The organism is Geodermatophilus normandii, assembly GCF_003182485.1.
Lineage (GTDB): Bacteria > Actinomycetota > Actinomycetes > Mycobacteriales > Geodermatophilaceae > Geodermatophilus > Geodermatophilus normandii.
This window is the reverse complement of sequence record NZ_QGTX01000001.1, coordinates 2,660,847-2,682,672: the sequence shown is the minus strand read 5'-3', so window position 1 is coordinate 2,682,672 and position 21,826 is coordinate 2,660,847. Positions and strand designations below refer to the sequence as shown.

General features: G+C 65.0%; 16 protein-coding genes. 4 read left to right on the top strand and 12 right to left on the bottom strand.

Going from position 1 to position 21,826, the window contains the following annotated elements; genetic code table 11:
- Positions 1–123 precede the first annotated feature (123 nt).
- The gene (locus JD79_RS13135; RefSeq protein WP_110005883.1) at positions 124–2,253 is read right to left on the bottom strand and encodes a DEAD/DEAH box helicase family protein; all 2,130 of its coding nucleotides are present in this window, start codon (positions 2,251–2,253) and stop codon (positions 124–126) included.
- Between the two features lie 178 nt (positions 2,254–2,431).
- Between JD79_RS13135 and JD79_RS13130 the strand changes: the two genes are divergently transcribed.
- Complete coding sequence (locus JD79_RS13130; protein WP_110005882.1) at positions 2,432–3,706, top strand: sigma-70 family RNA polymerase sigma factor; 1,275 nt, start codon at positions 2,432–2,434, stop codon at positions 3,704–3,706.
- Between the two features lie 137 nt (positions 3,707–3,843).
- On the opposite strand, the gene JD79_RS13125 is transcribed toward JD79_RS13130, so the two are convergent.
- Positions 3,844–5,082, bottom strand: a complete 1,239-nt coding sequence (locus JD79_RS13125) for a DEAD/DEAH box helicase (RefSeq protein WP_110005881.1) — start codon at positions 5,080–5,082, stop codon at positions 3,844–3,846.
- A gap of 74 nt (positions 5,083–5,156) precedes the next feature.
- Between JD79_RS13125 and JD79_RS13120 the strand changes: the two genes are divergently transcribed.
- Entirely contained in the window at positions 5,157–6,473 is a 1,317-nt protein-coding gene (locus tag JD79_RS13120; RefSeq protein ID WP_146220440.1) for a DGQHR domain-containing protein, read from the top strand.
- Between the two features lie 183 nt (positions 6,474–6,656).
- Positions 6,657–7,943: a hypothetical protein gene (locus JD79_RS13115; protein ID WP_146220439.1), complete on the top strand. Its 1,287-nt coding sequence runs from the start codon at positions 6,657–6,659 to the stop codon at positions 7,941–7,943.
- Positions 7,944–7,945: 2 nt separating this feature from the next.
- Here JD79_RS13115 and JD79_RS13110 read toward each other — a convergent pair whose 3' ends face one another.
- From JD79_RS13110 to dndB, 5 genes are all read right to left on the bottom strand, one after another.
- Positions 7,946–9,232: a DGQHR domain-containing protein gene (locus JD79_RS13110; protein WP_170149191.1), complete on the bottom strand. Its 1,287-nt coding sequence runs from the start codon at positions 9,230–9,232 to the stop codon at positions 7,946–7,948.
- 102 nt (positions 9,233–9,334) lie between these two features.
- Entirely contained in the window at positions 9,335–9,784 is a 450-nt protein-coding gene (gene dndE, locus JD79_RS13105; protein ID WP_110005877.1) for a DNA sulfur modification protein DndE, read from the bottom strand.
- Complete coding sequence (dndD, locus tag JD79_RS13100) at positions 9,781–11,790, bottom strand: DNA sulfur modification protein DndD (RefSeq protein ID WP_110005876.1); 2,010 nt, start codon at positions 11,788–11,790, stop codon at positions 9,781–9,783. The genes dndE and dndD overlap by 4 nt, the downstream gene beginning before the upstream one ends.
- The gene (dndC, locus tag JD79_RS13095; protein ID WP_211307958.1) at positions 11,787–13,394 is read right to left on the bottom strand and encodes a DNA phosphorothioation system sulfurtransferase DndC; all 1,608 of its coding nucleotides are present in this window, start codon (positions 13,392–13,394) and stop codon (positions 11,787–11,789) included. The genes dndD and dndC overlap by 4 nt, the downstream gene beginning before the upstream one ends.
- Complete coding sequence (gene dndB, locus JD79_RS13090) at positions 13,391–14,617, bottom strand: DNA sulfur modification protein DndB (RefSeq protein ID WP_211307957.1); 1,227 nt, start codon at positions 14,615–14,617, stop codon at positions 13,391–13,393. Before dndB ends, dndC begins: the two co-directional genes overlap by 4 nt.
- Positions 14,618–14,780: 163 nt before the next feature.
- Between dndB and dndA the strand changes: the two genes are divergently transcribed.
- Entirely contained in the window at positions 14,781–15,917 is a 1,137-nt protein-coding gene (gene dndA / locus JD79_RS13085; RefSeq protein WP_110005875.1) for a cysteine desulfurase DndA, read from the top strand.
- On the opposite strand, the gene JD79_RS13080 is transcribed toward dndA, so the two are convergent.
- From JD79_RS13080 to JD79_RS13070, 5 genes are all read right to left on the bottom strand, one after another.
- Positions 15,914–17,350, bottom strand: a complete 1,437-nt coding sequence (locus tag JD79_RS13080; RefSeq protein WP_110005874.1) for a DNA phosphorothioation-associated putative methyltransferase — start codon at positions 17,348–17,350, stop codon at positions 15,914–15,916. The genes dndA and JD79_RS13080 overlap by 4 nt on opposite strands.
- 271 nt (positions 17,351–17,621) lie before the next feature.
- On the bottom strand, positions 17,622–18,341 hold the full coding sequence (locus tag JD79_RS22235; RefSeq protein WP_146220438.1) for a hypothetical protein: 720 nt from the start codon (positions 18,339–18,341) through the stop codon (positions 17,622–17,624).
- Positions 18,342–18,626: 285 nt separating this feature from the next.
- The gene (locus tag JD79_RS22230) at positions 18,627–19,295 is read right to left on the bottom strand and encodes a hypothetical protein (protein ID WP_146220437.1); all 669 of its coding nucleotides are present in this window, start codon (positions 19,293–19,295) and stop codon (positions 18,627–18,629) included.
- Positions 19,292–20,122: a ParB/RepB/Spo0J family partition protein gene (locus JD79_RS13075; RefSeq protein WP_170149190.1), complete on the bottom strand. Its 831-nt coding sequence runs from the start codon at positions 20,120–20,122 to the stop codon at positions 19,292–19,294. The genes JD79_RS22230 and JD79_RS13075 overlap by 4 nt, the downstream gene beginning before the upstream one ends.
- A gap of 372 nt (positions 20,123–20,494) precedes the next feature.
- Positions 20,495–21,799, bottom strand: coding sequence for a sensor domain-containing diguanylate cyclase (locus JD79_RS13070; RefSeq protein ID WP_110005872.1), 1,305 nt, complete (start codon positions 21,797–21,799; stop codon positions 20,495–20,497).
- Between the last annotated feature and the right edge of the window lie 27 nt (positions 21,800–21,826).

The window sequence follows — 21,826 nt, the reverse complement described above, 5'->3', positions numbered from 1 at the left end:
GTGCAAGTGCTCATGCTCGATCCTGATGACCACCTGGAGCACTCGCTGCGCGTCCACGTCGAGCGACTTGAATATGCGCGCAACCTCTTCAGCCGTAGATGACGCGTCTGACATGTTCCCTCCCTAGATGTCGAGACAATTCCAGGCCGCTCGCAACTCGAGCAGGTCGTGCAGGACCTCCGTTGAGTTCTCGGCGTGTCGCGCGAACTCGACGACTCGCATCAGTTCTCTCCGGAAGATCCGACGCTCGACATTGAAGACGTCGGGCGGCAGCTCCGCCGGGTCTCCTGGAATCACGACGAGGTCGTAGATGGTCGCTTTGTCCTTCCCGGGAAAGCGGCGCAAGACGCGGCCTCGCCGCTGGACGAACTGCCTGGGGTTGGTGGTGGAGGCCATGATGATCGCTGTTCGCATGCTCGGAATGTCAACACCTTCATCGAGGCAGCGGATCGCAACCAATGCGTCGAGAACCCCATCCGCGAATCGGCGTTCCAGGTCCGCCCTCACCCGCGGCGGCTCGTTGTAGGTGTAGCGAGCAGCGGCGATGGAGAGGGGCGGCAGGCACAGCCCGCTGACGATCTGGTCGATCTGCTTGGTGGAGTCTCCCTCGGCCCCACCGAGGTCCGCAGCATCCGAGCAGTACACGACGAGGCCTCCTTCCGACCTGTGCTGCCCCGCGGCCCTTAGCGCTGCTGCAAGCTTGTTCCTGGCCGCACCTAGTAACCGTGATCGTTGGAACAGCAGCAGCTGAAGAGCCCCTCCGCTATTCGCTGGAGCGAGCTCTCCGCCGTTGACGGCAGCTAGGCGAGCGATCTTCAATGACAGCTCCAGGTAGCGCTCCCGTTCGTCGTCCTGGAGATTGATTATCAGGGGACGGTATTCGTAGGGGCACAGATACCCCTGAGCGATCGCCTCCTGCAGAGGGAGCTGGAAGACTGATTGTCCGAAGTAGTCCCTTATCCGTTGACTACCTTCGTCGTCCATCCACCGGTCGGGCGTAGCGCTGAGCCCTAATCGATATGGCGCTCTCGGCAATGCCGCGGCGAGCCGCTCCGTGCCGAGATTGTGTACTTCGTCAGCGATGACGAGCGTGTGCTTCGGGAACTGGTCAACCAGCCCCTGAAAGGCCCGTCCGGCCAGGGTGCTGTTCGTCGTCACAACTGCCGCGAAGTCCATGGCTCCCAGTCGAACCCCCGCGAGAACGTCTCTCAGGGGCTGCTTCCACGAGTTGCTACTCTCGCTCGCCACGATGGGACGGACGCCGAAGGCGCTCAGCTCACGCGTCCACTGAGCGACGAGGTTGACGAACGGACATACGACAAGCACCACTAGAGGCAGATTGGCACGTTCATGCAGGCCGCGGCGAAGTTGCTGCAGGAGTGTGAGCGCCGTGATGGTCTTGCCGGTTCCAGTGGCCATCTCAAAGATGCCTCGACCACTTGCATCGAACCAAGCGCGGATGGCCTGCCGCTGATAGTCCCTGACCTGTAGATGCGCTGGCGCCATCGGCAATCCCATGGGATGCCGCTCCGAATTTGTTGCAGCCCGTTCCGTATCCTCGAGGTCTGGAAGCGGCGCGTAGCCATCGGCTGGAGCAACCCGGATGATCGCCGCATTCAGGGCCTCAGGCAAGTCAATGACCTCCAGCCCCGGAGTGGCGTTATGCCAGAGGTCGTTAAAGTCCCGATCAATCTCTGTTACCCAAGGCCGTTCACCGGAATCCCAACTCCTATAGACACTGAACGACTCGAAGTTCCCGACATGAGCCGCTTCCGTCTCATTCGCTGATCCCGTAAATGCAACCGCACTTGTACCGTCACTCAAGATGCCGATCTTCTCGTGGAAAATCCCGTGGTGACGGCCGGACATGACGGCGATCTTGATGTCCAGGTGGCCCTCCGCGAGTAGCCACGCCATCAACTCGAGACGGCGGCGTTGGGCTGCCAACGGAGTCTCGACCAGCTGTCGCAGGAGTGCACGTTCGACAACATCGCTTCGAGCATGAACCCCACGCCGGAGAGCGTCGATGTCCTCGACTTGAAGGTGAGGCGATGCAACGAGTTCTACGACGCCGCCGCGTTCGACCAGGCGACTCAAGCCCTGAGCAGCGAGCGCGAGCGCACCAGAGGTGAAGTAGCCAACCGCCCGTCGATAGCTGCGCGCCTCTGACAGGCACGGGACATAGAAGTCCCGGACTAGATCATTTCGGCCGGTGCGGTACCGACGCAGGAGCGGCAGCTCCTCGAGGCTCATCCGCCACCTCCTGTCACTTCAACCTCACTCGTCGTTGGATGGGGGGACACCCCCGCAGAAGCCAGCTTCTTGTCGGTTGGGTCACTTAACCTCATCGGCACATCGGCGGACGGATGTAGCGGGGAGACCTCAGCATGCTCGAACGGGTGCGGCTGGCTTGGTGACGCCAGGATCAGGCATGTCCGACGTCGGAGCGGCCTCCGCCACGGGACTCGCACCGGAGGGGCTCCTCGACGCTTTACTCCTGGGTCTAGGCCTGGGCGACGCTGCTTCCGGTGAGGTGATACCCCTACTCGAGCGGCCTGACGAGCCAACGGAGAACGAGCCGGAAGACGACGAGGATGCTGGGGAGGCCCTTCCCCAACTCTCGGGCGGACGAGGCAGCGACTCGTTCAAGGACTACTTGCGAGACATCAGCCGCTACGCCCTCCTCACAGCGGAGGAGGAGCGCTCGCTCGCCACTGAGATCGAGGTCGGCGTCCTTGCCCGCGAACGACTTCAAAGCGTCCGCCTAGCCCCCCGGGATGCCCGGTTGCTCAAGCAGCTCGTCACATGCGGTGACGAAGCCTTCGAGCGCATGGTCAACTCCAACCTCCGCTTGGTCGTGTCGCTCGCCCGGCGCTACAGCGGTCGGGGTATGCCTCTGCTCGATCTGATCAACGAGGGAAACCTCGGGCTCGTGCGAGCGGTGCAGAAGTTCGATCACTCCAAGGGATTCAAGTTCTCGACCTACGCTACGTGGTGGATTCGTCAGGCGATCACGCGAGCAATGGCTGACCAGCTTCGGTTAGTGCGCCTGCCGGTTCATGTGGTGGAAAAGCTCAACGTCGTCCTGAGGGAACAACGACGCCTGTGGGCCAGCGGAGTCCATCCGACGATCGACGAGCTGGCAAGTGTGACGCAGATGGACGAGGCGGAGGTGAAGCGACTGCTCGAGATCAATCGTCCCGTCCTCTCACTCGACGCACCTCTCAACCATGCGCCGTCCGGCTGGGCTGAGCACTGGAGTGACATCGATGGCCGCGAGGTGCCGCTGGGGCTCCTACTGGTTTCCGACGATCAGCAGAGCGTCGAAGAGGCATCTGAAGTCGGCGCCGACGTAGATGCGCTGTCTCGGGCGTTGGGGCGGCTGAGCCCTCGGGAAGCCGCGGTATTGAGATTTCGGCATGGATTCGACGGCGACGACCCGCGCACTCTCGACGAGATTGGCACGAGGTTTGGTCTCACCAGAGAACGGATCCGCCAAATCGAGAGCAAAGCTCTTAGTAGATTGCGCGGCGACCGGATCCTGCGGCTGGACCTGCGTAGCGAGCCCCAACCTGGGGGCCGAGCACTCGCAGCTCCACCGGAACAGCTAGCGATGGACTTCGACGTAGCTAACGGGATGCCACGGCGTCCCGGGCGCCCTCGCAAGTCGAAGCCGAGTAAGCTGGTCAGGAATGTGCGGCAGTGACTACCGGGGATTGGTCGATCGTCGACACCGCCAAGCGTCATCCCGACCACTCCTGCGATTCGAGCCTTCTGCCGGGACTCTCGAATGGCGGGCACCCCCTGCGCGGCGTGCCCGTTGCAGTCGTCAAGGTCTCCTCTTCACACCGCACTTGAGTTCGGCTTGTAGGTCGACGCGTCCCCCGGTCTCCAGTTCGGGGCAAGGTCACCGATCAGATGATGACGGACCCGGAACGGCCCGAGCAGGTCCTCGTCAGATGAGCCCACCTGGTGCTCCTCCGTGGTAGCACGAGCGAGAGCCGTGACGCAGAGCGCATCGGTGCCTCCCGCTCTGAGAAGCCTGCCAATGCGTTGGATGCGCTGTCGCTGCTGCAGTCCCCCGGAGACGATCACCCCCAGGTCCGCATCAGGTATATCGACGCCCTCATCCATCGTTCGGACCGTTACGAGGGCGTCAGCTCCACCGCTCTTGAAGGCGCGGACGGCGCGAGCGCGCCGCGCGGGCGGAAGCTTGGAGTGCTCCAGGACGGTCCGGTGTCCTCGCTCGTGCAGCACCCGAAAGGTTTCCTCCGCATCCTCAATGCGCTCGTGGAAGACAAGAGCCCGCCGATCGTCGAAGAGTCCCAAGTTGCTGAGCCGATGCACCACGAAGCGGCGGGCCCTGGCACGGCTGACGAGCCGACGCCGAGCCATGTCGAGCGACGACGGCACCCCCGCTCCCCCACTGGATCGAAGAGACATGCGTTGAGTCAAGCGGTCGTATTCGCGCTGCTCGTCCGCGTCGAGGTCGACGTACACGTTGACGGCGAGTAGGTCAGCGAGCAGCCGGTCATCCAGAGCAGCACGTAGCGGATACCTGTAGACGATGTCTCCGATGCTCGGAATGAGAACGTCTTCGAGGCCGTCATCGAGTCGTTCAGGAGTTGCTGAAAGACCGAGACGCCGGTCATACGGCGCGGTGAAGATGTCCGCATTGCGCTGGCTACCCGCCCAGTGACATTCATCGATGATGAGCATCGTGGGCAGCCCGCTAGCGCTCCAGTGCGCCCCCAGGTGAGGGACCGCTTCACGAGCGGAGTCCATGACACACACCAGCGCGGTATCCGTCACGCGTGGTGCCGCATGTCCGGTGGCCAACGTCCCGATGCGGTGGTGCGGGACACCGGCGCTTCGTAGGGCGCGGACCCACTGCTCCACCAGGGCGATACGAGGTATGACCACCACGGTCCTACCGTATTCGAGCGTCTCTGCCGCCGCCGCGAGAGCCAGTCGCGTCTTACCCGTCCCGGTCGCGGCCGCGATGATGCCCCGCCGTCCGGCCACCTCCCAGGCAGCGAGTGCCTCCCGTTGCCAGACCCGCAGCCCGTCGGAGTGAGACATGCCGCGATCCTGCCCTGAGCCGTCTCGAACGCCGCTTAGGCTCCCGCTGTCATAACTCGCGAGTAGGAGTGCTCATGTCGGTCACGCGTCCCTGTCTCCGTGGGCGGATGGGGTCCACCACCTACTACGAGATCACCATGACGGCGCGCGAACTGACGACGTCGGTACGCCCCGCGCGAGAGACGGACAGCTGGGCCAGCGCGTCCTTGGACGAGCGCATCCAGCGCGAGGTCAACGAGACCCGCGTGCGCGAGACGATTGTTCCTTACCTCGCGAAGCACGAGGACCGCTTCTTTGGCTCCTTCATCGTCCTGGTCCCTCAGGGAGCGGTCACATTCGAGGGACTCTCGGACCTGAACGTCAATCTCCCGGCCGCCTACGACGTCGGCAACATGGGCTTTCTGACGCTCAAGAAGGGCGAACTCGTCGCCCTCGACGGTCAACACCGCCTCGTCGCGTTTCGGCAGGTGATCACCACCGGTCAGCAGCTCGGGCCCTACTCGAGCGTCGTCGGGGACGACGAGGTCTGTGTCCTGGTCATCGAGATGGAGAGCCCGACGAAGACCCGTCGGATTTTCAACAAGGTGAACAGGCACGCAAAGCCAACAGGCCGCAGCGACAACATCATCACCAGCGAGGACGACGGCTACGCGATCGTCTCCCGACGGCTGCTCGACCAAGCTCATGAAGGGCCCTTGGCCCCCATCGGAGAGGTCGGCGGAGACCAGCGTGACCTCGTGACCTGGCGAAGCACGACACTGTCCCGCCAGAGCGACCTGTTGACGACGCTCAGCACCGTCTACGAGACAGTGACGGACATCCTGTCCTACTCGGGGTACAGCGGGTTCAGCGAGAAGGAAGACCCCGTGGCACCTCCGGACGACGTCCTGGACAAGGCGTTCGACGTCGCTGCCGGCTGGTGGTCCGCGATCCTGACGCTCGAGGTCTTCCGGACAGCCCTGCACAACCCCAGCTCCGTCCCGGTCACCAGAGCGGACTCCACACACAAGTGGTCACTGCTGCTGCGACCGGTCGGCCAGATGGCCCTGGTTCGGGGATTGATCAGGGCCATGGATCGCTCTCGCGGGGAGCTGAGCCGGGAGAAGGCACTCGAGCGCGCGGGTCGCCTGTCGTGGAAGGCATCTCCCGATTCCTATTGGCGGGACACGATCGTCAATGCCGCTGGCCGGATGATCGCGCGCAAGGAGGCGGTGGATCTCGCCGCTGACCTCCTCGCCTATCTCGTCGCTCCCGAGTGGACGAGCGAGGAGGAGAAGTCCGACTTGTACGAGCGCTGGAACAAGGCCCGGGGACGGGACCCCTTCAGCGACGTCGAGGACCTACCGGAGGAGGAGATCCCGGAAGAGCTGCCGGCACCCGGCATCGACTGAGCCATGGCTCTGACGTACGGATGGGGCGCGTCGTTCGCCCACCCTGTGACGGACACCGTGGCCGCTGCCGTGAGGAAGGCCTGGCTGCCTCGCGACCGGGAAGCAGACCCGCCTTTGGGACAGACGGACCTAGGGGACTTCATCCTCACCCGTCACCGAGGGCACTCCAGCGTTGGCACCGCTGTGCGCTTCCGATTGGAGCCGACCGCGGGAGGCGGCGCGTCCACGGTCTGCACCATCACAGCGATCGACTGCCCGGACGGCTCACACCTGTGGGTCGAGGCATCGACGGAACGTTCGGCGGCGATCTCTCCGCCGGGCGCCAGCGTGTCGGCGTTCGAGACGGCGCTTCAGGAGCGCCTCGACCTGACCGAACGATCGAGTGCGGTCGAGTTCGACGCTCGTCCCACCGTCTTCGTCGCTCGCGCGGCGGACGATGTCGAGAGCCGGTTCGAACGTCGGCTCAGGAAGCGACTGCTGACGATGGCTGCTGTCGAGGGGCTCACCATGAGCGCGATAGCTGGCCAGCACCACGAGGACGCCGACTTGGCCGGTGTTGCTCCGGGAAGCGTCCTCGTGGTTCGCACTGGTCACGTCCCTCTGCACCTGCCACCGACCGTCGTCAACCGCCAACCCGACGCTGCCCTCCTTCGGGTGCACCGGGCCTGCCTTGACGAAATCGCGGCCCAGCCGCCTTCCTCCATGTTGCGGACCGCCTTGGCGCTCCCCGGGATGCCGAACTCCCCGGGCGGGACGGACGAGGACGTGCTTCTCGAGGAGGCACAGTCCCTCGAGAGCGAACGCGAGCTGGCCCGGCGTCAGGCTGCGGAGCTGCGCATCACCTGTGATGACCTGACACTCGACCTTCTCGAAGCCCTGCGAGAGGCGGATGATCGCGCTCGGCGGATCCGCTATCTCGAGCAGCGGCTGGCGGACTTCGGGGACTTCGGCTCCGTCCCGCCGCTGATCGAAGAACCAGATGAGCCGCCCACTTCCTGTACGGAGGTCCTGGAGCGCGCTCGGGACGAGCTTGCCCACATCAAGGTTCCGGCAGATCGCGGGCCGACGCAGCTACTCGACGATCACGCGGCGGCCATGGTCTGGGCGGGCAAGGCATGGGCCGCCTTGCAGGCGCTGAACGACTATGCAGCACAGAAGAGTGCAGGTAAGCACAATCTCAACTTCTACCGATTCTGCGCCGATCCACCGCCTGGCTCGCTGACGATCAACCCCTCTTGGGTCGCGATAGGCGAGAGCGACTCCACCCGAAACGACCCGACCACTCGCAGTGCCCGCATGTTCCCGGTGCCGACTGCAGTCAACTCGAGCGGTACGGCTTTCATGGAGGCCCACATCAAGGTGCAGCGACGCGGCGGCTTGGCGCCGCGGATCCACTACGTCGACGACAGCCAGCAGAGCGGCATGGTTTACGTCGGCTACTTCGGCCGACACCTCCCCTTACCTGACTAACCTCAGGGAAGGTCCTCCATCGGACCCCGCCCAGGCCAGCCCCGTTCCGTCGCATAGTCCCGGCGCAACTGGTCCCGTGCATGAGAGGGACACAGCTCCGGTGCGGCCTGGTACGCCGCTAGGCGAGCGGTGAGGTTAATCGCTCCGCCCGTCGCGATCATCCGGCCGTTCGACCTCACGATCGTGTCCACCCACTGAGGGTGGCTGGCCTGCCATGTCAGACCGGCCAGCCGCTCGAACGCCTCTCGCGGATGCAGACCCCTCCGATGCAAGATCTCGACAGCCCGGAACAGGGCCACTTGCGCAACGGGACGAAACAGCAGGGAATTCGGACTGCGGTACTGGCGCCACTCGGAGATCCGCCACGGTGCCGCTAGAGCCTTCTCGTACGCCGGCACACACTCGAGTGCGTAGTGCCACCACTCTGCAGCCCACTCATAGGCCTCGAGCAATTTCTCATCGCTCGGCCTGTTGACAGTGTGCTTCTCGTCGAAGTTGCGTACCCCATGGGCATCCATCACGGCGATGACGGTGTCGTGGATGGCCTGCAGTGTCGTGAGGTGATTGTCCGTCTGCTGCAGCTGCGCGCTGCGCCATTGCACGAGAGACTCACCCCGGGGGTCTTGCACCGCCAAGGGCGGCTTGCCCTGGCGTGACCCCTCGGGGATGTCAGGCTCGACCAGCCACCGGGCGACGATGCAGTACCCGTCGTCCTCGTTGGTGATGATGTTGTCCGAGGGGCCGGTCGGACGCGCGTGCCGATTGACCTTGTTGAAAATCCGCCGTGTCTTCTCGAGGCTTTCGTGCTTGATGAAGACCACGCACAATTCGTCTGATGCGACGCCGTCTCGATAGGGGCCCCGCGCGGATGAACCGTCCTTGACCACCTCTCGTAGCGCCACGAGGCGGTGCTGTCCATCGAGCGCCACCAGGGAACCTCCGGACACGACGAGGGCGCCCGAACGGTCGGCTAGATCCCCGTACGCGGCCGGCGGCTCGAAGCCCTGTTCCCGCAGGGAGGTGAACTCGAAGACGTCAGGCTCGAAGACCAGCACGATGAGAGAACCGAAGAAGCGGTCCCGTGTCCGCACGAGGTACGGGACGATTTCCGCCTGGATGCGCTTGGTCGCCAAGTCCCGCTGGAAGCGCTCCATGAGCGTCCACTGACCCCAGCTCGGCAGCTCCCCGGCGGTGATGGCCACCGACGCGAGGTCCCGAGCGGTGACACTCGCCTGGTAGTACTCGGTCGAGCCCATCCGGCCGCGAACTGCCGGGAAGACGTACCTCACGACACCTGCCATTCTCCGTGTGCGCATGACTGATGACCAAGTGAGCGATGACAACAGAATGTAGCGTGTCGCTTCCTTCAGACGGGGATTTCGAGACAGGACCTACCCAACCGAGGCAGGCTCCCCGTCACTCGAGGTGCGCAATGCCATTCGAGTGAGGCTTGTGACGTCCTTGATTGCCGGGTCCCCGACGAGATATGACATGCCGCGAGCGATGTGGGCGCGGAACAGGGCCTCGGCCTCCCCGGAAGACGGCTTCACCCCACGGCTTGATGCGCCCTCGAGCACCAGGTTCCACCACAATTGTCCGCCCACGCCGGCGAAGACATCCCACTCGATCTCCGTTGCAGTATCTGACGGGAGGATCGATGGGGGCGATGGCTCGGACAGCGATCGGCAGAGCGCCCACCGGCAGAGCACGTTCATGTGCCGGATGCCGGTACGTCGCTTCAGCGTGGCGATCTGCTCTCGGGTCTGCTTGGAGAGACGAACCGTGGCCGGCGGAGCCGGCGCTACGGAGTGCAGCTGCGCCGTAGCCTCTTGCGGCTTCACGCCACGTCCCCCGTCAGCTCGGTGACGTACCCGGTCTCGATCCGGGAGCTGCGGGTCCTCGGGTCGTGCACGAGGTGGATGGTGTGGCTCACGGCCGAACCAAGGCGCTGGATCGCTTCCCCGTCGACTTCAGCATCGGTGGACAGGACGATCACCTGGTGCGACGCATTGGGCAGGTAGTTCTCCACGAAGGTCTTGCGATGGCTGCGGTCCAAGCGGCCGAGCGGTGTGTCGATGATGACGGGGAGTGGCCGTCCCGCGGCCTTCGCGAGGCCCCACAGCAGACTCACCGCGATCATCTGCCTTTCGCCAGCGGACAACTTGGACGGGACGATCTCTCTGTCTGCTGTGTCGAGGAGGGTGAGCTGGTGGTTTGAGGGGTCGATCTCGACACTGCTGAGCAACCTGTCCTTGCGCAGCAGGCTCCGAGCTGCCTCCAGCACGTGGGCCTGGATCTGCTGCGCATGACGCGCCGTTGCCAGCTCACGCAGTTGCCTGAGGGTCGCGCGAGCCTTCTCCGAGTGACGGAGGAGTCGCTCCCCATCTTCGGCCGCCAGACGCTCCCGAGCGACGCGCTCCAGCTCGATCTCCTGCTTCCGCAGAGCCTTGGCGAGCTCGGCCTCAACGGCGTCATGGGCATCCCGCGTGGACGCCAGCGCCGCACCGGCCTCCCGCTCCTCCTCCGTAGCGCGCTCCCGCTCCAGGATCAGGTCATGCAGAGCATCAGCATGGGGGACGGAGGCCAGCTCCACGTCAGCACGGTCGACGGCGTCTACTGCATCTTCATGGGCTGCGAGCAACTGGCGCAGCGAACCTCCTAGTTGATCGAGCCCCCCGTTGACGAGTCCCTGGAGGAGATCGGTGGTCTCGGGAGTCGCGTCGAAGACCGCCTCAACTCGCGTCTCGGACCGCCGGTCTCGGTCCCCACTGAGCAACTCCTCGACAGGCTTCATCGCCTCCGAAGCGAGCCCCCCTTCCTCGGCGAGCCGGCGTATGAGGGCAAGGAGTTCCTCGTCGCGCCGCGTCAAGACCTCGACCAACCGCCGGTCCTCGTTCTGACGTCGCACCGCAACGGCGCGATCAGTCGTGGCCCGAACGAGGTCCGGGACCAAGAGCAGTGGCGTCAGGTCGGCCATTGCATCGACGAGGCGGGACTCGGTGAGCCCCCGGGCCACTCGTGCGTCCTGAACCCGCGCCTCGATCTCCGCACGAACCTCATGTGAGCGACCACCCTCCCGTTGGAAGCGGTCCTCAGCTGCAGCCTTGCGCTCTACAGCCCGGGCGTAGCGCTGCGCCGCCTGGTCCACGGCCTGGCGCGCGTCCTGCTCACGGCGGCGAGTCACTCCGAGTGCGGCCTCGAGGCTGTGGAGATAGCGCTCGTCCTCCTCGTCCTTGACGGCGTCCGTCTTCTTGCGGCGCTCGAGCACCTCGAGGTCGGCCACCAGGCGGTCGACCAGGTTCAACCCCAGGAGGCCACCGATGGCCGTCTCGAGCAGTCCGCGGCTGACCTCGAGATCCGCGAAGGCCTCGATCTGCTCACCGTCGAAGAAGAAGAGGTGAGCGACGCCTCGAGGCACGAACGCCTCGACGTGTTCCATCCACCGCTCCGAGAGGGCGGCATTCGGCAAGCCGTCCACCTCGACGTGGACATCCTCGCGGATCTTGTCATTACGGGCCGACCACCAGGATCGACGAACGCGGAGCAGCCGGAAGGCTCCGTCCATGTGCGCCCGAAAAGCGAGCTCGACCGCGGCTCCGACGGACGGGTCCTGCTGGTCATTAATCGCTGCCCGCAGGTAGGACTCATAACTCATCCCACGGCGGCTCCCCTGGGGAGCGAGGGCACCGAACAGCGCCAGCTGCAGTGCTTCGAGCACCGTGGTCTTACCGGTGCCGTTGAGCGCTCCGATCAGGACGACAGGTCGATCACCCTGCGGTGTCAGGGACAGGACGTGGCGACCTGCAAAGGCGCCGAAGTCGTTGAGTACCAGCTCGTCGAGGATCACTCCGCTGCTCCATCAGTGTGCTCGTCGCTGCGCTGAACCCAGCCGTCCGCGACATCAAGCGGATCGAGGGCGTCGACCTCCCCGGCCAGCACCGCCTTGCGGCGCCGCGCGCGAGCAGCAGCGTCCTCGGCGTCGTCGTAGAACCCCTTGCTCAGCGCGGACTCGAGCGCACCGAACAGGCCACTGCGTCGCACCTTGAGCCTGTGGCGCTGCTCGACGTCGAGGAGCTCGCGCACCATCTCGAAGTGCAGGCGATCGTCGCCACAGAGCTCAGCGAGGATCTCGACCTCGGTGCGGCCGAGAGCGAGCCGCTCACTCAGTTCTGGACCGGTGTAGGGCTGCCCCGTGGCCTGCTCGTAGATGCGAGGAAGGGCGTCCTCGAACTCGTGCTTGTCGACGACCCAGATCCGCCGGATCTCCTCGAGCTCGGCCATGGTGATCAGCTCGATGTCCCGCACGTTCTCCGGCCCGTACTGCCGGATCTCGGTCTGGGCCGCGAGCAACCGCCGCAGCCAGTCATGCCTCGCTGACTGAAGGTAGGGGCCGTGGATCGGCTGCTGGTCGTGAATCGGCTGCTGGTCAGGCCCATAGAGCTGCACGCTGCCGTTCATCCTGCGGAAATCCCGGAGGTTACGGTCGTCACCGAGGTCGAGCGCATTGCGGAGCTCGAGCAGCGGACTCATCCACTCCTTGTCCGCGTCGTTCGTGATCATGGCCGTCATGGACTTGTCCTGGTCGACCAGCGTGCAGGTCCAGCAGCCGAAGCGGCTCGAACCGCAGGACGGGGTCGTGGAGTCGACGACCAGGGGGCACTCCCCGTCCGAACTGGCCCCCTGATACAGGGTCAGCAGATCGCGATTCGAGTAGCCCCACGGGTTGTCCACCTGCATGAGGAAGGTCCAGACGTCGTCGTTGGTCCAGTCCTCGATGGGCGAGTAGACGAGGGAGTTGGGGAGGCTGACATTCGGCGAGAGCCGATCACGGACCCGCCCTGCAGCGGCGGCAGCAGCCATCGTCTTCGCCCGGGCCTGGGACTCCGCCTTGCGGACACCCAGCACCAGGATGGCCTCGCCGTGACTCCGGACAACGGACCGGATGAAGGTGTTGCTTGGCTTGATCTTCAGGCGCTCCGTGCACCAGCGGAACTTGGGTCGCGGAGCCGGGTATCCCCGCCCGATGAGGTTGACCCAGAAGCTGTCCTCGACAGCGGGGGTCAGACGGTGCGGTTCGATCGGGAGGCCCTGAGCCTCCGCCGTCTCACCCAGCACATCCAGACTCCGACTCACCCACGCCGCAACGATGGGGTTCTCGACCAGCGTGTCGGTGGTGATGACGTGCACCGTCTTGTGGCGCTGCTCAGCCGGAATCTGTGAGATGGCCAGCCACACGAGCTGCAACACTGCCGTCGAGTCCTTGCCGCCGGAGTAGCCGACGACCCACGGCACGTCGTCCTCGAGGTACAGCCGGGCGGTCTCGTCCACGAGTGCGTCGACGGCCGCACGCATCCCGTCCACGAATGCCGAGCGCCGGCTCAGGCTGACCGCGACGGTCCTCCCCCGGCCGGTCTCCACGCCGGCTGTCGTGGTCTCGGGGCTGGTGCTCAACGGTCGCTCCTCACTGCCGTGTCGGACTTGGTCTTCGTGTTTGCGCTCGCCAGGGCGGCCTCCGCCCGTCGTTCATCTGGCGGCAAGTCCATACCGAGGTGCTGACGAATCGCAGCGGTTGTGAGAAGGACGTTGGTCTGCCCCTTGACGACGCGGCCTCCGACCAGAGCGCGGCCCTCCCACAGGGGGTTCTGACGGCTCCAGTCCAGGGTCCTCAAGGAGGCGAGTGTGGACTGCCACGCCTCCACGTCTCGGTTCTCGCGGAGCATCGTGTTGCCCACACGCGCCAGTGCGGCCAGCGTGATGCCGTGGGTGTGGATGAAGTCCGCGCGCACCTCCGGTGATCTCATCTCCCGGTTCCGTACGCCCTGCCACTCCGGGAGCTGCTCGTCGACCGCACGCCACCACTGGTCAGCCAGCGAAAAGGCCTGTTCCTGCTCCATGTCCCCGAGTCCCTCGAGCAGAGTCCGCGTGGCTCCGTGGATGGCCGACAGGGTGAAGAGCTTGCGCGAGGCCTTGGCCAGGCTGGAACTCTCCATCTCGACGAAGCCGCGGAAGGCCGGACAGCGCAGAACCAGTAGCCGCGACAGGCTGGCATGCGAGTCCCTGTGGTCGTAGAGCACACCGATCGACTTGGAGGGGCGGACGGCGTGCCGGTTCAAGTCGGCGAACATCTGCTGACACCGCTGTAGACCGACGTCCAGATAGAAGACGACAGCGATCATCTCCTGGCCGAGCGAGGGGAGTTGCTGGAGCGCCTCCTTGATGGCGGCATGCCGGTGTTGGCCGTCGTTGATGACGAACCGGGACTCCATCGGGATGCGGAGGTTGCCCAGCAAGCTCGTCTGCGGCCCGTCGCCGACCGCGTCGAACCGGACCGTCCCGTCGATGCTCGCCGTCAGGGCCGAGAAGGTGTAGCTGGTCGGGTTCTCGACCATGTACCGCACCATCTCCGGGAGCCGCCCTTTGTTCAGGCTGCGTTGGGCACGCAGTTCAGGGGCCAGCTCGTCCCCGTCGAAGACGAACAGCTTGGCGATCACGCGGAGCGGGATCATCGTGACGAAGAAGGTCGTCCCCGCCTGAACTCCACGGATCGCGGGCAAGACGTACTCGTAGCCCGACTCCCCGCGTTCGGCGACCTCCGGGTTCATCTCTTTTGCCACGAGAGACGGCGCCGACCCGCGGTCGGCGCCCTGCGCGAGAGTGTCCGAACTGCCTGCCATGCTCTTGCCGCTCCTCCCCTGCTGGCGGCTCCCCTACCGCTCGGAGACGTTAAGCCGCTGACGGTCCTACGTCAAAAACTTGACGTAACGTGTCGCTTGTCGCCGCTAGCATGCGCCTGCCGCGGAGGTGCATCTCCGTTGTCCACAGCTCGAGGAGGAGTCCATGCCGGCCTACTGGGACGTGAGCGCGACCACCCCCGTCGACCCCCGCGTGGCCGAGACCGTGCTGCGGTTGATGACCGAGGAGTTCGGCAACGCGGGCAGTCGCACCCACGAGTACGGTGCGGCCGCTCTCTCGGAGGTGTCGACGGCGCGACGCCGGGTCGCGGAGTGCGTCGGCGCAGCACCGGAGGAGGTCGTCTTCACCTCGGGCGCGACAGAGGCCGACAACCTGGCGCTTCTGGGTCTGCGTGCTCATGGCGAGTCCACCGGTCGACGACACGTGGTGACCACGGCCATCGAGCACAAGGCCATCCTCGAGCCCGCTGCTCACCTGGCGAAGGCCGGGTTCGAGGTCGAGTTCATCCCCCCTCAGAAGAACGGCATCGTCGATGCCCCGCGCCTCCTGGCGGCCGTCCGCGACGACACGTTGCTGGTGTCCGTCATGCACGCGAACAACGAGACAGGGGCAGTGCAGCCAATCGCGGAGATCAGCCGCGGGTTGGCTCAACGAGAGGCATACCTGCACGTCGACGCAGCTCAAACCTTCGGCAAGCTGGACGACGAGCTGGCCGACTCCCGCATCGACTTGATCTCGCTCAGCGCACACAAGGTGTTCGGCCCGAAGGGGGTCGGTGCCCTGGTGACGCGTCGCCGCGGCTGGCGGCGGCCCCCACTGGAGCCACTGGCGTACGGCGGCGGCCAGGAGCGGGGGTTGCGTCCGGGGACGCTGCCAGTTCCTCTCGTCGCCGGCTTTGGACTCGCAGCGCAGCTCGCCCATGACGAACGGGAGCAGCGGCGCCAGTCCAGCGAGACGATGCGTGCTGCAGTCCTCGAAGCGCTCGAGCCGACGGAGCCCCAGCTGAACGGGGACCCGGAGCGAACGCTCCCCCACATCCTCAACGTCTCATTCCCCGGCGCCGACGGTGAAGCCGTGATGCTCGCGTGGCGGGACCTCGTCGCGGTGTCGAACGGCAGCGCGTGCACCTCGGCCAGCTACCAGCCGAGCCATGTTCTGACTGCGATGAACCTCCCGGAGTCACGCGTGCGCGGCGCGGTTCGGCTTTCCTGGGCACATGACGCCGAGCCGGTGGACTGGGCGGAGGCCGCGCGCCGGGTCAACGGCCTCCGCGGCTCCTAGTCAGCACGCGACTTGACGAGGCGGTGCCCCCGCAACTCGACGCCGCACCGGGCCAGCTCCGCTTGCCAGCCCCGCTCCAACCCGATGATCTCGGGGCGCTCGTAGAGACCCGCCCTGACCTCCTGGGCGGTCAGCCGGCGGTACTTGGGCGCCGCCTCATCGTCATACGCCAAGAACTCCTCCTTCCGGTGCAGCAGGGGGCGATTCTCTCGCTCCTCGTAGGAGGAGAACTGGGCGTCAAGGGTGGACATGGACACCGCGTACGACCACGCCAAGCGCGGATGCGGCTCCGAGTCGAACGTCGGGTAGGACGACCAAGCCACCTGCCGTCCGCTGTGGTTGAGCTTGAGGACGTCCCAGCCCTCCGGCCGGCCGGCCGCGACTGCCCCACAGTGCTCGTACAGGCGCAGGACCACGGGCATCCGCTCGACCGCCCGCCGATGGACGTACAGAGCCGTGGGAGTCAGCTTCCCCACGCTGTTCCGCATGGCGCCCCGCACGTAGCTGTCATCCCGCAACTTCAGCAGCAGCCGGTCAGCTCTGGCACAGGCTTCCCTGTAACTGCTGAAACAGGCGCGCACGTCGAGCTGAACCCCAAGCGGTAAGTCGTTCATCCTCGGCCTTCCCGAGAAGACGGAAACCCCGAGGAAGAGCAACGTGTCGAGGAGCGTCCTCGCACGGCCAAGCTCCACCCGTTCAGCTGCAGCCCCCTCGACGACCATGCGCCGAAGCTCGGCCTGCCGCACGTGCCGCAACAAGGGCAGCAGGTGCTCTGGATACTCCTCTACGGCTGGCAACCGCCCTCGGCGTTCGAAGTAGTCGATGACGGCGGCCAGAGCGGAGGTCTCGTCCTCGCCGCCCAGCCATTCGACGACCCCCGTAGTGCGGCGGGCCAAGAAGCGCAGGCGCTCTGTCTCGCTCTTGAACGCATAGACCACCCCGGGCGCACCGGCAGCGGTGCCCGCCTTGGTGGTGCGCTCCACCAGCGCGCGGAGCTCTCCTGGGCTGAAGAGTCGTTGGAATGTGCGCCGGCTGGTCATGGTCCCATCTGCCAGAGGGACCCCAGTGACCTTGCGCCTCTCCCACGACAGCCTCGTGCTGACGACGAGCACCTGGTCAGCCAGCGTCCACGCGCGCCGGAGTGTCTCCGTCCGCTCTGCGTCGTCCTCGATGACATTGAGGACGTACACCAAGAGGACAGCGTTGCTTGGCGTCGCTGCCACATCGGGGTCGAAGTACGGGTCCCATCCCCGTGCCTCGACACCCATGGCGCGTAGTCGTGCGACGTCCCCACCTCGGCCGCTGCCGAAGTCGAGGACAGACGTGTCAGGCCGGACGACGCCGTCCTGCAGCGCCTGCCGCACGGGCATGGACAGGGCTGCCCGCGCGATGGCGGTGCGGTGCCGAAGTACCTTTGGAAACTCCGCTTCCATACAGGAAGCCTAGGGGTTCAACCACCGCCTTCCAGCTTCTTGAAGTCTTCAACTCTCCGCTACGCATATCCCGAAGCCACGGCCCGTGGAGATTTGGCGCCAGGTGACGCTGACCGAAACGCTGCAGACATCCCAAGTGGCCGCGTAACCCTTGGACCACCACTCGACCTAATCTCACTATTTGCTTTAGAGTTGCTAGAGGGCCACGCTCGAAATCGTCCACCCGAACTGAGCACTTTGAGCCTAGGGGTGGTCGCTTTGCTGGCTTCGTCTAGTAGGGATCCTCTTCTGCGATGTCGTACCGCACCTCAAGGCCGAGACGTTCCGATATTCCAAGGGCCAATTCCACGCCATTTCCGTGTCGCGTATTGTCTACACGGATCCGCTTGGCCCCGGATCGCTCAACATAAAGGAGCGTCTCCTCATAGTCCGCGTGATCACTCAAGCAGACGTTATATCCTCGGTCGGAAATGTACTGAATCGGCTCCGATCGCATCCGAAAGCCAGTCAACGTGACGACGGTCGCACGCCCTACGACTTGCGATTCAATGGCCTCGCGATGACCAATTAACTTGACATAAGCCCCGCTTGAGACGTTAGGCTCAGTACACACATCAGTCGCGAGTCCATATCCTGCGTATACCTGCAACTCTTGTGCAACCTTTTCTGACACTACTATCGGATTGCGCACAGAGCCGAAAAGTAGAATGGCCGCCCGATGCAACGTACCCCGATGCGCCTTCACGACGACCGGCCCTCGCAGCAGGCGCTCAGTGACAAGCTCAAGGAAGTCGGACTCAGCCTTATCGCGACTGAAGCGACGCACTGCCTTATCGCTCCCATACGCCGCGTCGACGACCAACTCGTCGACTTGAGCAACGGAAGAAAGAGGCCACGAGAAATCGCCGCTGTACCCTACTCGATAACCGTCTGAATATGTGGCGACCACCTGCGCGGAGCCGAGCATATGTCCCGCGTCCAGGAGTTCCACTTTGACTTCTCCGAGGGTGACGGCCTCCTCGTACCAAGGCGTCCACACATTTGCGCGCCAATTGAGGTCAGGATGACCCTCCAGAGTGAGCAGATCTCTCGTCGCAGGGTGCATCACAAGCTCATGAACGCCCTTGCTTGTTGAGAAGCGAGACATATGATCGAGGTGGAGATGGGTCTGAACACGCACGCCGCAATGCCTTCGATGCCCGTCCGCCACAACATGCTCTCCCAGGGAAACGGCCCCTGAAGCATCTACGAGGCTTCGCCAAGTACTCATTTGCGCCTAATCCTTAGCTGAGACTGCTAGCGCGTCATTGACGAGACGCTCGATTCGCTCAACCTCATTGTCAGGTATAGCCATATCAGACACTATGGAGAACGCTCTCGTTGTGAGCTTGCCCCCTTGGGTCCGTATGCCGACCTTCGCAAGCACTCTTGCAAGCAGTTCATCCCGCTGCCGCTGTGTCATTACCTCCAGTTGACCGCTGGCGACGGGGCCCGACACCGCACCCAAGGTGACATGTACGTTTACGACACTTGGGCGCATCTGGAGAGTCGCCGCTACCGCAGAATCAACCGAGTCACCGCGGCGCTTCATTAACTGCACGACCTGGCGAACTTCCTCCTTCGTCAACGAGTGCTCCAAGGCCGCCCGCGCCAGAATTCTTTGATCCTCAGGGATAACTCGAGCTATCTCCGCGGCTACGGAGAAGGAAACCGCCCCAGGCCTCCGCCCCCAATCGACGAGTTCCGCCACGTCCTTATCAAGAGAACGTAAAGTTAGGAAGCGTTGCGCGGTGGACTTTTCAAGCGATATATCGTTCAGCGCCTGCTGCCATCCGACCTCGTTCGAGTGGGCAGCCAGCGCCTCGGCTACCTCAAGCGGGGACAGTGGACGATCGCCGCGCCGAGTTCCTACAGAAAGGATCAGGTCTCGGAGTGAGAAGTTCACTCCTCGGCCTCGAAGCCCTTAGAAGTCAGCCCCTCTTCAATCAAGGTCCTGGCCGCATCATCGAGGCTTGTGCCCTCCGACTTTGCATACTCCTTCAACGCCGAGTGGCCAGCACCCGACATCTTGACCAGAATCTGCACAACCCTGGCCCCCGTGCGTGCTGATTCAACCAGTTCATCCACCGCCAAGTCGGGGTTGTCCTCACGCCGCTTGACTAGGGCCTCCTGCTGAGCGCCGCTCATTCCACCTAGCTGACGCGCAATCTCCACCGCCTCCGTGGCATCGGGGCGATCCTTTCCAGCGGCTGCCGCATCTTGCGCCCGGAGAGCGGTCTTGATGTCCAGCCCCTCCGTCTTAACAAGCTCTTGCAGCTGAGGGATGAGACGCGCAACCTTCACATACTCCCTCACGAGCCTCTCGGGCAAGCCCGTCCTAGAGGCGACATCCTTCACCGATCCGTACTTCTGGTAAAGCTCCGTGCAAGCGTCAATCGTGTCAGCGCGATCAGGATCAGTACGAACGAGATTCTCCGTCAAAGACAAGGCCTTGCGGTCGGTAATGTCCTCGACTTGAGGTCTGATGACCGCTTTGATGTACGAGTGTCCGAGCTGCCGGCAGGCGAGGTACCGCCGCTGTCCTGCGATCACCTCGTAACGTCCCGATTCACCCTCAAGCTGACAAACAATGATCGGCTCGAGTAGTCCCTGAACGGCAATACTTGCTGCCAATTCATCGAGCTTCATCTGGTCAATTTTGAGACGCACCTGACCCTTGCCGATGACAATCTCGTCGATCGGCAGCTCGGGCTCGTAACGTTCGTCGGTCACGACGCATTTCCCTTCTAATGGGATGGGGCAGTCCGAATTGGACAACGCTCGACGGCGATACCCTAGCTGAGGGGTTTGGCGAGGGCTGACATCAGCGCCTCCGGTACACCCGTGCGGTTTACTTGCGACTCAGTTGCATCAGCTCTACCAGTGCATGCGACCCGTCGGCGGCTGCTCACATGGGATCAAATCTCGCAGCTGACGAGTCTTAGACCGGATTCACACAGCTTAACTTCACCCATCCTGGTGAGCTGCGGGTCAGCAGGCGGGACTGCCAGTTGCTGCGGCGGCAGTCCTATCGTCCGGCTGACGCTGATGTCCTCTCGGCTGCATTGCAGGGCAACCGCCATGGGGTCATCGGCAGCGGTGTTTTCAAGCTCTGCGTGATCCGCCACCCGCCGAGGCTTGACGTTCTACCTGCGCTGGCTGACCGGTGCGCCGGAGCACATGCAACACGCCACGCCCCCGCTCTTTGGCGCCGTACATCGCCCGGTCCGCCAGCGAGAGGACCTCGTCGAGCGTCGTCCCGGGCGCGGCTATCGCCAGCCCGATGGAGGCCGAGACCCGCACGGTCCGCCGTCCCACCTCGACCTCGTCCACTAGCACAGCAGCCAGCCCGTGCCCGATCACCTCCGCCGCAGCAGCGTCCACCCCGGGCAGCACCGCCACGAACTCGTCCCCACCCAGCCGGCCGACCACCGCTCCCGGGAGCTCCTTCTCCACGTGCCGGCGCAGCCGGTCGGCGAGCCGGACGAGCAGCTGGTCCCCGACCGCGTGCCCGCCGCGGTCGTTGACCTCCTTGAACCGGTCGACGTCCACGAACAGCACCGCTCCCCCGACGGCCAGCGCCGCGCGGCCGGTGTCGAGCAGGTGGCTGCGGTTGGCCAGCCCGGTCAGCGGGTCCTGCCGGGCCGACCGCAGCAGCGCCTGCTTCCACCCGTCGGCCTTGGTGGCCACCGCGGTCAGCCGGTCCACCGTCTGCCGCAGCCGCACCGACTGGTCCGCGTCCGGGTCCACGGCCAGCGCGGCCGTCGACGAGGTCAGCGTCTCGAGCACCGACTCCAGCGGCAGCCCGGCCGCCACCGCCTCCAGCGTCCGGCCCTGCGCCGCCAGCAGCCCCTTGTCCCAGCAGTGCGCGGCCACCTGCCGCCGCAGCGACAGCACGCTGCGCACCAGTCGCACCTGGTTCTCCAGCAGTCCCTCCTCCGCCCGCGAGAACGCCCGCGGCTCGTCGTCGAAGACGCCGAGCGAGCCGAGGACGAAGCCGTCCTCGTCGATCAGCGGCACCCCGAGGTAGGAGCGGATCGCGCCGGCCGCCACGGCCGGGTTGTCGCGGAACACCGGGTGGTCGAGCGCGTCGGCCACCTGCAGCGGCGCCCGCAGCGCCACCACGTACGCGCAGAACGACAGCTCGTCGGGCACGTGCGAGTACGGCGCGCCCGCGCCCTGCTCGGCCGGGTAGCACTGCTCGTCCGGGCCGACCAGGTTGATCATCGCGATCGGCGCCTCCACCGTCCGCGCCATGTACGCGACGACGGCGTCGAGGTCGGCGATGCCCGCGTGACCGCCCAGCCGGTAGCTGGCGATCGCGGCCAGGCGGTCCGGATCGGCGACGGCGGACCGCGGGCTGGGGAGGGCGGACTCGGGCAGGTGGGGCGTCGGGACGGCGGCGCTCACGCGCGGCGACGCTAGCTGCCGAGCGTC

Bases quoted from the DNA above. Each gene is read 5' to 3' on its own strand.
- JD79_RS13135 (WP_110005883.1), bottom strand. From the start codon at position 2,253: ATGAGCCTCGAGGAGCTGCCGCTCCTGCGTCGGTACCGCACCGGCCGA.
- JD79_RS13130 (WP_110005882.1), top strand. From the start codon at position 2,432: ATGTCCGACGTCGGAGCGGCCTCCGCCACGGGACTCGCACCGGAGGGG.
- JD79_RS13125 (WP_110005881.1), bottom strand. From the start codon at position 5,082: ATGTCTCACTCCGACGGGCTGCGGGTCTGGCAACGGGAGGCACTCGCT.
- JD79_RS13120 (WP_146220440.1), top strand. From the start codon at position 5,157: ATGTCGGTCACGCGTCCCTGTCTCCGTGGGCGGATGGGGTCCACCACC.
- dndB (WP_211307957.1), bottom strand. From the start codon at position 14,617: ATGGCAGGCAGTTCGGACACTCTCGCGCAGGGCGCCGACCGCGGGTCG.
- dndA (WP_110005875.1), top strand. From the start codon at position 14,781: ATGCCGGCCTACTGGGACGTGAGCGCGACCACCCCCGTCGACCCCCGC.
- JD79_RS13080 (WP_110005874.1), bottom strand. From the start codon at position 17,350: ATGGAAGCGGAGTTTCCAAAGGTACTTCGGCACCGCACCGCCATCGCG.